We start from the raw sequence: 12,588 nt of genomic DNA, 5'->3' as shown, positions 1-12,588 counted from the left end.
CCGTAACGTTACGATGTGCGTCAGGGGAGGCGCATGCCGGATTCCTGCCAATGCCAGCCGAGACGGGGACACATGCTCGCCGCGAAGGGGCATATTGGAAAAACTTCCATCGACTATCAAAAAAGCAGTCATGCAAATATAAAATTATCAACATCGCAAGGGGGACGACGATCGAGCTGCCACGCCATCGATAATCCGCCAAGTGAGCGGCTCGGTGCAGCATCACCATGAGGAGGTCTGGTCTTGAGCAGTATTCATGAAACTGCGTATCCACGCTTTAAGCCTGAGCTGACGCAGCGCGAGCTTGAAGACGTCTATGCGCCAACCAATGAAGATAGCAAATTCATCCGTCGCAACGCGCGGACCGGCCCCGCCAAACTTTACCTTGCGCTGCTGCTGAAAACCGTCCAGAGGTTAGGCTACTTTCCGATGCTCCATGAAATTCCGGCTCCTACCGTATCTTTTGTCGGCAAGGCGATCGGTCTGCGTTCCATTCCAGCACGCGAACTCTTGGAGGAACAGAAGCGCCACCATTCTCGCGAGCGGTGCATGGAGGCGATTCGGACTTACGTCAAAATCTTGCCCATCACGGAACAAACCTACAATGCCATCCTGAGCGCCGCGACGGAGGCCGCCCAGACTAAACAGGAACTGGCAGACATCATCAACGTCATCATCGAGGAACTGATACGCCAGCGCTTCGAGTTGCCGGCGTTCAGTACGCTCAATCGCAAGGCCTTGAAGGTTCGTAGTGAAGTCAATGACCGCTATTTTAAGATGCTTGCGGATCCTTTGGATGCCGCCGTCGTCAATCGGTTCGACGCGATGTTGATACCAGCACCGCTGCAGGCAATGAGCGGCTGGCAGCAGCTCAAGCAGTATCCGAAAAAGCCGACCAACACAGAAGTACGACAATATCTTGAGCATCTGCAATGGCTCAAGAGTTGGGCGACTGAACTGCCTGCGGTTGCACATATCCCCGTGGTGAAGCGAAGCCAATATGTGCACGAAGCCCGCGCTCTGGACGTCGCAGACATGAAGGCGCTCAAACAAGATAAGCGCTATGCGCTAATGGTATTGCTATTTCATGCGCAGTTGAGCAAGTCGCTCGATGACGCTGTCGAGATGTTCATCCGCAAGCTGCGCAAGATTCACACCGGCGCGGAAGATCAATTGCGCCAGCACTATCTGGAGCACCAGAAACGCGCGGAGAAGTTGATTATCCAACTGCGCGACGTCCTGGAGGCCTTTGTGGAAGGTGAAACGGACGAGGACAGAGGAGCGCGTATCTCTGCGGCCTTTCATGACGAACCCGGCAACCTGTTAGTCGAATGCGATGAGCATATCGCCTACGCCGGGAACAACTACCTGCCTTTCATGCTGTCGCCTTATCAGACGCAGCGCCCGTTGTTGCTCAACTGCCTGAGCCTGCTCAATCTCGAATCGACGTCGGCCGATCGTTCCCTCATCGATGCGATTCACTTTGTGCTGGCGCACCGTCAAAGCCACCGCGAGTTCTTGTCGATCGTCGGAACGAACGTGAGCCTGAAATGGATTCCGGAAAAATGGCGCAAACCGGTCACGGGCCAGCGTTCGGGAACGGTCACGGAGGTGAACCGGAAATATTTTGAGCTGTGCGTGCTCACCGAAACAATGCAAGAGCTGCAATCGGGCGATATTTTCGTCGCCAATAGCGATCACTTCAGTGACTACCGGACGCAGCTCGTCGACTGGGGTCAATACCAGGCCCAAGTGGAGGAATACGGCGCCATGCTCGGTCTGCAGACGGAGCCCAAAGCGTTCTCTGCAGCGCTCCAGAAATCGCTTGCGACCATCGCCGCTCGCGTGGATGCCGGCCTGCCGGAAAACGAGCACGTGGACCTGGTCGGAACCGAGCTGATCCTACGTAAGCATGCGAAGGACGCGAAACCGGAAGCGCTTGAAAAGATCGACAAGATTCTCACTGCGCGACTGCCCGAAAAAAACATCCTCGATATCCTGGTGGAGTCGGAGGGTTGGCTGGATTTGCATAAACAGTTCGGCCCGCTATCCGGATTCGACTCCAAGATCGACGATCCGCGCAAGCGGTTCATCACCACGCTGTTCTGCTATGGCTGCAATCTCGGCGTCACACAAACCGCGCGTTCGGTCAAAGACCTGAGCCGCAAGCAGGTGGCGTGGCTCAACCTTCACCACATCACGCAAGACCGACTGGAAAAGGCCATCGTCCAAGTCATCAATGCTCACAACAAATTTTTGCTGCCGAAATACGGGGGCTCGGGCAAGAGCCCGTCGGCGGACGGGACCAAGTGGAACATGTATGAGCAAAATCTGCTCTCTGAGTATCACATCCGCTACGGAGGCTATGGCGGCATAGGTTATTACCACGTGTCCGACATGTATATCGCGCTGTTCAGTCACTTCATTCCATGCGGCGTGTACGAGGCGATCTATATTCTGGATGGCCTGATCAAGAACGAGTCGGATATCCAGCCCGATACATTGCATGGCGACACCCACGCTCAAAGCGCACCCGTGTTCGGCTTGGCCTACCTGCTGGGGATCAATCTGATGCCACGGATCCCCAACCTGAAAAGCTTGGTGTTTTACAAGCCAGACCGGGGTACCCGCTACGAGAACATCAATGGCTTGTTCAGCGAGTCGATCAATTGGGAGCTGATCGAAACCCATCTGCCGGATATGTTGCGCATCGCACTGTCCATCAAAGCAGGCAAGATCACGCCATCGACGATCCTGCGCCGCCTAGGGACGGCAAGCCGTAAGAACAAGCTGTATTTTGCGTTCCGCGAGCTGGGTCGGGTCATGCGGACTGAATTCCTGCTCAAGTATGGCGACGTGGAGCTGCGTAAAACGATTCAAGCCGCCACCAATAAGAGCGAGGAGTTCAACCAGTTCATCAAGTGGCTGTTCTTTGGCAACCAGGGCATCATCGCCGAAAACGTGCGCCATGAACAGCGCAAGGTAGTGAAATACAATCAGCTTGTAGCCAACTTGGCCATCCTTCATAACGTGGAGGCGATGACCGGTGCATTGAAGGATATGCAGGGGGAGGGGTTGCCCATCGATGAAGAAATTCTGGCGGGCCTCGCACCATATCGAACCGAGCACATCAATCGGTACGGCGACTACACGCTCGATCTGGAAAGGAAGGTGCCGCCGATGAACTATAAGACAAGAATTCTTCAATAAATCAATTGGTTATGGCAGGATTTGGGTATTTTTACACGAATCCCGGCCGACCCTCTAGTTGGTCGAGCGCTTGATGCCCTTCATGCGCAGGTAGCGGCCCTGGCCGCTCAGGCCGGTCCAGTCTTCGCTGCCGCCCTGGCTGTTGTCCACGGTCTTGATCGTGGTCCAGGTCGCGTTGTCGTCCGAGACTGGCAGCAGGTACTGGGTGGCGTGGGCGTTTTCCCATTCGATGTGGACGCGGGTGATCGGCTGCGATGTGCCGAAGTCCAGTGTCAGGTACTGGTCGTCGGCGAAGCCGCTGCCCCAGCGGGTCGTGTCGTTGTGGTCGATGGCGGCGGCGGCCGACAAGTCGCCCCGTTCGGAAGAACCGGCGGTGGCGCTGAGCGGCGTCAGCGCCAATTCAGCGGACTGCGCCGCCGATTGCGCGGCGCCGCCCTAGACCTTCATCGCGCTGAGCATGCGCGCGCTTTGCGGCGCGGCGGCCTGATCGCCCCCGCCGCCGCATGCGGCCAGCGCGAGCATCAGGGTTCCTGCTACGTTTGTTCATAGTACGTCCTTGTTCGTGATGGCGGGATGCTGAGCGTGGAAGCGTTTCCACCATCAGCCGTGGCTTTCCGATCGAGGTGTTGCGTTTAATTCAATGTACTTGGGGTGCTGGAGTGGTGAAATCTTGCCCGGATTGAGTTTTAGCAAAACTTTCGATGGGAATAGTTGTCAAGATATCTTGAGCCCTCGGACATGTCAAGCGTGCGTTTGCGCACTGTTGGGTGCGACGGTTGCTAGATTTTTTGATTCGTGCCTGCTCTGTGCGGACGCGTTTCAGCGGACTGTAGCAGGTGCGCTACGAAATGACGGGTGCGATGCAGTATCGCCTAGATTGTTGATTTACTACGGGTTCATGCCTTATCGCCGTGATAAGATTAAAGTCCGGTTCTTGACTTTCCAAGCGGTATTTCCCGATCACTGGACATCCATGAACATCATCGTGTTGACGCCTATCCGCATTTTGGGCGATGGATTGCATGCCTGCCTGAGCCGGTTTCCACAGATGCACGTCATTGCCGTGGTCGACGAATTTCCCTTGCTGCGCAGCATGCTCGACTCCACCGCCACCGACCTGGTGCTGATCGACGTCACCCAGGGCATCGACTTGTACGACGTGCGTGCGCTGGCCGCACAATATCCCGCCGTGGCCTTGGTCGCGCTGGGTCTCACCGAGCAACGGCAGGAAGTCATACGTTGCGGCCGCGCCGGCTTTACCGGCTACGTCGCGCGCGCCACCCCGGTCGATGCGCTGTACGACGCGCTGACCGATGTGGTGGCTGGCCGCCTGTCGTGCTCGGCGGAGATTTCCAGCGGCCTGTTGCGCGCCTTGTTTCGGATGGAGGACACGCCTGTGGCGTCTGCTCGCCTGCCTGCGGAACAGGATCCTGCGCTGACCAGGCGCGAAGCCGAAGTGCTGCGCCTGATCGGCGAGGCCCGTTCGAACAAGGAGATCGCCCGCGAGTTGTGCATCAGCGTGGCAACCGTCAAGCATCATGTGCACAACCTGCTGGAAAAGCTGCGCCTGCAATGCCGCGCCCAAGCCATGCGCCGGGTGCGCGATGCGCCATGGCTGGTGGCGGCGCCCGCGCCAGCAACGCTGGCCAAGTCGCACCGGCCGTGACGCATCAACCCTTCTTGATATCTTTTGGCGCCCGCTTCTTACGCTCCACCTCGGCGTCAATTTCCACTTTCAGGTCAACGCTCTTCTGCTGGAATTCGTTGAGCTTGGTCTTCATCCAGTGTCGGGTCGTGAGTTGATCATAAAACTGCGGATGCTCGCCCAACATTTTTAGCACGATCGACCAGAAATCCGACGCTTTCACTTCCACGTTGGGCGTATCGATCAACTTCCGCAGCCCTGCTTCGCCGGTGGCCCCTTGCGTCATCGCAGTCGCTTCGATGACCAGCCGGATATCCATCTTGTCGAGCGGGCTGGCCTTCAGTCTTCCCAGCGCGGTCGGTATGTGTGTCGTCGCGCAGCCGTCACACGGCGTGCGCGTCATGAACATGGTGACTTCGACCGCGGAAGTCGGCGTCAGTTTCCCTGCTGCCAGATCGGCCAGGATGCGGTCGCGCGCTACCGGGATGCTCTGCTGCGCAAAGTCATTCTCGGCATGGGCCGGATAGTTGCTTACGGTATGAATGCGCGCGCCCTTGTAGTGCGTATAAATATAGGTGCTAGGCGTGATGTAGCGGAACCGCTTCATCAAGGTCAGCAGCTTGGCTTGATCCTCGGCCTTGGACAGGTTTAGCCTGCCGACCTCGTCCTCGGCGCTGGCCGATACCAGTACCAGCAACTCCTTGCCTTTGCGTTGAAAACGGATGCTCTTCAAACCTTTGGGTTTGAATTTTGCGTAGGTCGCGTTCAGCAGCGATTCTTCTTCCTTCACTGTATCGATGGTCTTGCCTTGCAGCGATTCGCCGACTTCTTTCTTGACCTTCTTGCTTTCCGGCGTGTCCGTGTCTTTCTTCCCGAACAGTTTGGCGAACAGCTTCTTGGCGGTCGTCACGATCCAGTTGATCAGTGCGTCGAGCGCCTTGTCGATCGGCGCGCGGATCTTGTTGAACACGGCCATGATCTTGTCGGCCACCTTGCCCATGCCCGCAAAGCCGGCCAGGAAGTTGATGGCCAGCGACAGCAATCCGGCCAGCGTGGTCTCCACCTTGGTCGCCGCCGAGTCGATATTGCCGGCGGCGATGTTGACGATGGAGTCGATGAAGCCCGTGACCACCTGGATGATCTTGGAGATCTTGTTCACGAACACCATCACCGTGTCGTAGATGGACAGGATGGCCGAGATGAAGCCGGCGCCCGGAATGAACATGGCGATCATCTTCGGTATCGCTTTCTGCACCACCATGTCGACCACGAAATCGGTAATGCCGCCGATGACCATGTCCTTCAGGTTGGACAGCTGCTCCTTGATTTTCTCCCACGCCGCGCCCGGTCCTTCGCGCACCAGCGTCACCACGATGTCGAAGGTGGTCTCCAGCGTCTTGACCACCGGCTCGCTGGTGGCCTTCACCAGCTTTTGCCGGATGTTGGCCCAGCTCAGGCCCAGCACCGAGAAGGCGAACTTGGCGATCTCGCCCAGCGAGAAAGCCTTGGGGATATAGATGCCTGGCAGCGAGCCGGTGAGCCAGTCGATCAGGCCGGCCTTCAGGTGGACCAGGAAATTGGTGCCGAAGTTGATGAAGCCCAGCTTGGCCGCCTTGACCAGGTTGCCGACGAAGGGCAGTGGATTTTTCAGGATGCTCTTCAGCGCGGAACCGGTCTTCTTGATGTAGGCCAGCGCACCGGGACTGACGACATCGAAGATAATCTCCAGCAGGTTCCAGGCCGCCTCCGCGCCCCAGCTGATGAAGCGCCCGGCGAAGTCGCCGAACACGCGGGCCAGCTTGAGGAAGGCACGCGGGATCAGCAGGATGTCGATCACCTCCAGCGCCTTGAAGGCCGCCACGAACAGGCCGGGGATCTCGTTCAGGAAGCCGCGCAGCGCCGCCAGCGCGCCGTTGAACCAGGCAAAGGCGCGCGGAATCGCATTCGCCTTTTGCATATTGTTCCAGATTTCCTCCTCGCCGATGAACTTCATGAAGCCGCCCAGCAGCGCGATCGGGTCTTGCGGCACGCTCTCGCCGGTGATCGGATCCTTGCCCATGATGGTGCAGAGCAGGGGATAGCCGCTGGTGGTGCGCGCAAACGCGCCGATGGGCTTGAGGATGGCCTCTTTGATCAGGTTGACGATGCCGTCCTTGAGCATGCGCGCAAACGCGATGATGCGGTCGATGGGGCGGGTGACGATGGCCTTGGCGCGGTCCCACAGCTTGCCCGGGTGGCGCAGGTCCAGCAGCGAGAAGCCGTCGATGAAGTTCTCGATGTCCTGCCAGATGCTGGCGCCGATGTCCTTGATGGTCTGGAACTGTTCGGAAGCCCAGGCGCTGACCTTGTCGAATATGCCGTGATTGTTGAGCGCCTCGGTGATCACGAAGCCGCCGGGTATCAGTTCGATGGCGCCGCGCAGGATGTTGCCGGCGCTGCGTTCAACCCGTGCGTTGTTGATCGGGTTGAAGCCGATCACCACGGTCAGCATGGTAAAGCCGGGGATGGCGCCCGCCTTGCCGGCAAAGTAGTCGCGCGGACTGGGTATGCCGAGGAAGTCGCGCTGCACGCGCGGGCCGACCTGCGAGGACACCGTCGGCGCCTCGCTGCGCCGCACCGCCGTCGTTTGCGGCGATGCACCCTGCTGGATGGTGTGGGTCAGCTCGTGGGCGATCAGCGCCTTGCCGGTCGGCGTATCGGGCTGGTACTGGCCGGCGCCGAAGTAGATGTTCTGGCCCAGCGCAAAGGCATTGGCGTTGAGGCGGGCGCTCTGCGTGGCCGCAGCTGCGCCGGTGTGGACGCGCACCTTGCTGAAATCTGCGCCGAAGCGGGGTTCCATGAAATTGCGCACGCCTGCGGACAGCGGCGCACCGCCGCCGGTCTGCACGCTGACCGGCGCCGCAGCACCGGGGCCGGCCGGCGACCGCTGCACCACGCCATGCGCCGCGCCGCCTATTGCCGCCGACGGCTCGGGCGCGGGCATCCGCATCACCTTGGCGGCGACGGCATGGGCTTCGACTTCAGACGGATCGTTGGGCGCGGTAACGGCGGTCAGGCATTGGATGGCCGGGCCGCTGCCGCTGTTGGTGACAGCGGGGATGGTCGAACGGGCAATCAGCGTCTGCGTGCCCTGGTTGCCGAGCCGCTGGCGCAGGGCCATTGCGGGCGAGCGTACCGCGCCGGCCTGGCGCGACAAGGCCGCCGCCACAGGGCGGCGTTCCGTTACCGGCGCGCGGGCCGCAATGCGCTCTGGCCTCATCTCGCCTCACATCAGGGGTTGGCAGCTTTGTCCAGGGCCGGCTGCGGATCGGCCAGCAGCAGCGGACGAATAAAACGTCGTACGGAATGGTCGCTCTTCCAGCTGCCGTCGGTCGATGGGGTAAGTTGGGCCAACACTACCCATTCGCAGACGCAATCGCCGCAGCAGACGGCGCAAGTGCCCGCGTAGTGATCCTTGTAGCAGGGATCGTCGGGCGAGCTGGCCTTGGGCTGGCTGTCGCTACCTGGATTCCGGGCTGGAGTGGAAAGCGGCGCCGTCGTCGCCGCTGCCGTCGATGTCTTGGACTTTCCGCCGCCTTCGGCCGCTGCAGTCTTGGCTTTGGCGTCGCCGCCGGTACCGGTTTTTGTGGCGTCAGTGTCGGTGGACGTCGGCGCAGCCGCTTCGGAGCAACCGCAGAAGCATGCGGGCAGCGCGCTGACGACGGCAATTTCGACACCGTCGCGGATGCGGGTGCATACCGTGGTTGCATCGTCGCAGGGCGAGCACTCGGTGCCGCGCGGCGCGCAATGCTTGTCGTAGCGGCGGGCTATTACCCACAGCGGGGGCGATAGAACGGCGCAGGGATCGATGTTGACCGTGCAGGTGCTGGGCAGGTGCAACGGGTCGCCATGGCAATCGAGGGCCAGGCCGGCATCGACGCTGACCTGCAGCGCGCCACAGGTGCCGGTGGATTTGACCGTCTTGACCACCAGGCCGCAGACCACGCCGCAGCCCAGCAAGGCCCGGAACAGCATGCGGTTCAAGTCGCGCGTGTAGTCGACCGCCTGGCTGAGGTCATCGTCGTTCAGCAGCAAGCCTGGGCTGTACTGCGGACGGACCAGCGTGGACTGCGCCTTTTGCGTGCCGATGATGGATTTCTGGTTCATGACAGATTACCTCCTTGAACGGTGTTCTGTGGTTGTGCCGCGTCGGGATCGGGCCGGAGGGGCTTGGCCTCCAGTTGGAAGCTGGAGCGGAACGTGCCGCCCGGCGTGCCGTTGCCGCTGGGGCCGGGCGAGCGGCCGCGCGCGTCCGCGTCCAGCGCCTGGCCGTTGCAGTCGAGGATGAAGTCGCCGTAGATCTCCATTTCGACGGTGACGCCGGGGCGTTCGAACTCGGTCTCCAGGCCGCGCAGCGCGTCGCAGACCCAGCCCCAACCCACCACCAGCGATGCGTGTTGTGCCAGTTCTTCCTTCTCGCCCGATATCTCGCCGTAGATGACGCGCACGATGGGCGCGCGCATCGGTATCAGCCAGCCGCCTTCGCGCTGCCGTATCAGGAATGTCATGCTGAAGCAGTCCGCCGTCAACGTATCGATGCGTACCGGCCGCGTGAAGCGGACCACGAAGTTGGTCTCGCAGCCGCCTTGCTCGCTGCGCTGGATATCGAAGAAGCTGTCGAACTCCTCCCACGCGATACGCTCCCGCGAACGATGCCATTCGGCCCAGCTGATTTCGCTGATGCGGGTCAGGTCGCAGCCGCGTATCAGGTCGAACAGCAGGTCGTTGCGCTTGACCAGCCTGCGCGGGCCGCAGGCGTCGATGACTTCCGCGATGTACCATTTTCCGCATTCGTCCTGCTGCAGCGAGAGGCAGGCCAGCGCCACGCCGTTGTGCAGGTCGACCCGAACGCGCTTGGATACCTCGGTCAGTCCGCTGCACTCCGCACCTGGGGACAGTTCCGTGAGGTGGTCGCACAGGCAGCGCGCGGCGCCGGCCCGAACGCCGTTGTCGTCATCCCCCTCGCTGCCGGCGCGCGTGCCTTGCTCGGCGCAGCAGGCGGCGCAACTGCAATCGAGTTCGCACGGGTGCGGATCGCAGCATGTGGAACGCGGCACCCTTTGCAGCGAATAGCGCACCGTCTCGCAGACGTGGTCCCACTGTTGCCGCTCGCAGCTGCAGGAATCCTTGACCGACACCGGCGCCAATAGCTGTTCGGCATAGTGCACGCGCAGCAGGTAGCTGTCGTCTTCGCTTTCGCCGCCCGGCAGCTCCAGCATGTCGTCGAGCGACACGACTATCTGGTCCGTTTGCACCAGTTCCCGTCCCATGCGGTCGAACGCCAGGCCGGCGCCCACCTTGATGCCTGTCGGGGCCTGGTCGCCGGTGCCGCTGCATGCCGCGCTGGCCGCCATCGTCACCGGATAGCCGTACACCACGCCCCAGCCGTGCACCGCGCGGTTGACCAGCCGCCGCCGCCCGATCTGGTAGTCCTGCTCGACCTGCCAGACATCCGGCGTTATGTGCTTGTTGAGGAAGTAGCGGTTCCTGGTGCCCGAGGCGCAGTCATGCTCGCAGCAGGGTTCCGGTTGCGGCTTGCAGCCTTGCTTGGCTGTGCTCCAGGTGGTAGTCCTATTGGTACTCATATTTTCACCTCTTCCTGTGTGGCTTGTCTGTGTGGCTTGTTCTTTAGGACTGCTCATCGCAATTCCGGTCCGCCGGTTCCGCCCAGGCGGGCCAGCCCGGTGACTGCGTCGGTGCCCAGGTGCGGCGCCGGCGCTTCATTCAACACATAACCGTCGACGAGACGGTCGTCCAGCCGGCGCGCGGCGACGCTGCGCCATTCCAGCACCAGCCGCACCGTGGCCGGCAGCATGGCGCCGACCAGCGCGGCCAGCCACGGTTCCCATGCGGCCCGCTGAGCCGCCGTCGCGGTAACGGCGATCCTTACCTGGCCGGTCAGCCACGCGGTGTCGTCGGGCGGGGCGGCCGGGCAGGTCAGGCGCCCGCGGCCCAGGATGGCCTTGCGGTTCAGCGCCATCGCCGATGCCGGCAAGCCCGCCAGAAGTGCAGGCAATGTCGTGCCGCCCAGCGCCATAAAGCCGTATTGCGCGCTGCGATCGACAATGCGATAGGGCGGTGGCGTGCCGGGTAGAAGGGCCGCCAGCAGCGCTTCCAGTCCCGCGCGGGTGCCGCGGCTGCCGGCCAGGCTGTCGGCGCTGGCGAGCAGGCGGCGTTTCTGGTCGACCTCCAGCGCGTCGTCCCATGGCAGGTCCAGCCAGCGGGCGAGGTAGTCCAGCCATTCCGCCGGCGCGGTGTCGGGGGCAATCATGCTGCCCATGGCGGCGATGCGCTGGTCCTGTTCCTGGGTGCCGGTTTCGAGCACGCCTACCAGCGCGCGCAGGAAGTTGTCCGGCTCCGCCTCCGCGCGCTGGTAGACCTGCGGCAGGTATTCCATCAACGTCAGGCCCGGATAGAGCACGTCGAGCCGGGTGAGGCGCGGCAACGCGGAAGCCGGCGCCGCGACCAGCGTGACGCTGACCCACAGCCACGGCTCATGCACGTCGAACAAAGGCACGGCCAGCGGGCCGTCGGTGTCGGTATCTGCGCCCTGGAATACAATCGGCGCATGCCACGCCGGCAGATATTCACGCAAGCGCGCCAGGCGCTGTCCGGCTGTCAGGCTGCGGTCTGCGGCGATGCGTGCGGCCTGCTCCTGCACCTGCGGGTCGCTTGTGGCGGCATAGCTGATCTCCATGCTGCTGCCCGGCGGCAGCTTGGCAAGCGCCTCCACCCGCAACCAGCGACGCGGATTCTCGTTGACCGGGGATTGCAGCACCGGCGTGATGAAATCGCAGCGGCTCTCCGACGCACCGCCGGCGCTGGCGTCCAGCGGGTAGCGCAGCAGTCCGTCCATCGTGGTGACAAGCAGCGCATCGGCCGTGGCATGGATGCCGGTGGCCGGTGCCGGCAAAGGCAGCGTATGCAAGGCCTGGCCGTCGGCGTCCAGCGTCAACACGGTAGCGCCGCCGCCCCAGGCGCTGTGCTCCAGTCCCGCAAGCACCAGACGCGAGCGCACGTCGCTGCCCAGGAAGGTCACGGCGAAACATGGGCGCACGCGGTCGATGTCGACGACGAACATCGGTTTTGATAGTCCAGGGGCATAGGCGTTCAGGCGCTTGCCACCGGCTGCCAGCACGAACAGGCGTTCGGCGCGTGCGAGCCATGCAAGCTGGATGGGCGCTGATGCGTCGTCGATCGTGAAGCGGCCTACCTCGTAGCCGGCGCAGTCGATGTGGATGCAGCAGGGCGGCCCGTCGCCGCAGGCGGGTAGTGCCAGCGCCCAGACGCCATCGCATCCGTCGGAGGCGAAATCGATGAGATTCATTTCGGCGACGTCGGTCACGAAGCGCCGGGCCAGGTCTTCGCTATCGTGGCAGCGCAGCCGGGGTGGCGTACCGCCGGCCAGCCAGAGATTGTCGTGGGTGGCCGCCATGCGGCGCACCGCATTCGGTGCGGAAGGCGCCGGCAGTACATGGACGCCTTCATCGTCGGGATCCAGGCGCAGCAGCTTGCAGTCGGCGGCTCGCCAGAACACGCGTCCGTAGCGCGTGGATGCCGGCGCAAACGCGCCCTTGGAGGCGAACAGTGCAGGCACTTCGCCGTACGGCGCGAAGGGCGCTACAGCGTCCGTTGCGTTCATGGCCTCGCCATCGACACGCGCACCCAGGCCTGCGGCCCACTGCCCGGCGGTC

7 protein-coding genes are annotated in these 12,588 nt (G+C 62.1%); 2 read left to right on the top strand and 5 right to left on the bottom strand.

Features of this window, described 5'->3' with window-relative positions; translation table 11 throughout:
• The first annotated feature begins 243 nt into the window (after nt 1–243).
• Entirely contained in the window at nt 244–3,210 is a 2,967-nt protein-coding gene (locus MRBLMU1_RS00430) for a Tn3 family transposase (protein ID WP_363495358.1), read from the top strand.
• 54 nt (nt 3,211–3,264) lie between these two features.
• Here the strand turns inward: MRBLMU1_RS00430 and MRBLMU1_RS00425 are convergent, their stop codons facing one another.
• Entirely contained in the window at nt 3,265–3,609 is a 345-nt protein-coding gene (locus MRBLMU1_RS00425) for a discoidin domain-containing protein (RefSeq protein ID WP_363495355.1), read from the bottom strand.
• A gap of 574 nt (nt 3,610–4,183) precedes the next feature.
• Between MRBLMU1_RS00425 and MRBLMU1_RS00420 the strand changes: the two genes are divergently transcribed.
• Nucleotides 4,184–4,876, top strand: a complete 693-nt coding sequence (locus tag MRBLMU1_RS00420; protein WP_363495352.1) for a response regulator transcription factor — start codon at nt 4,184–4,186, stop codon at nt 4,874–4,876.
• 4 nt (nt 4,877–4,880) lie between these two features.
• Here MRBLMU1_RS00420 and MRBLMU1_RS00415 read toward each other — a convergent pair whose 3' ends face one another.
• The 4 genes from MRBLMU1_RS00415 to MRBLMU1_RS00400 are packed head-to-tail and all read right to left on the bottom strand — an operon-like array spanning nt 4,881 to nt 12,221.
• Nucleotides 4,881–8,114, bottom strand: a complete 3,234-nt coding sequence (locus MRBLMU1_RS00415; protein WP_363495349.1) for an eCIS core domain-containing protein — start codon at nt 8,112–8,114, stop codon at nt 4,881–4,883.
• A gap of 11 nt (nt 8,115–8,125) precedes the next feature.
• Nucleotides 8,126–9,001, bottom strand: coding sequence for a hypothetical protein (locus tag MRBLMU1_RS00410; RefSeq protein WP_363495346.1), 876 nt, complete (start codon nt 8,999–9,001; stop codon nt 8,126–8,128).
• Complete coding sequence (locus tag MRBLMU1_RS00405; RefSeq protein ID WP_363495343.1) at nt 8,998–10,479, bottom strand: hypothetical protein; 1,482 nt, start codon at nt 10,477–10,479, stop codon at nt 8,998–9,000. The genes MRBLMU1_RS00410 and MRBLMU1_RS00405 overlap by 4 nt, the downstream gene beginning before the upstream one ends.
• A 53-nt stretch (nt 10,480–10,532) precedes the next feature.
• Nucleotides 10,533–12,221, bottom strand: coding sequence for a phage tail protein (locus MRBLMU1_RS00400; RefSeq protein ID WP_363495340.1), 1,689 nt, complete (start codon nt 12,219–12,221; stop codon nt 10,533–10,535).
• Between the last annotated feature and the right edge of the window lie 367 nt (nt 12,222–12,588).

This window comes from Burkholderia sp. LMU1-1-1.1 (genome assembly GCF_040675865.1).
In the GTDB taxonomy this organism is placed as follows: Bacteria; Pseudomonadota; Gammaproteobacteria; order Burkholderiales; family Burkholderiaceae_D; genus Rugamonas.
This window is presented reverse-complemented; position numbering and strand designations above follow the sequence as displayed.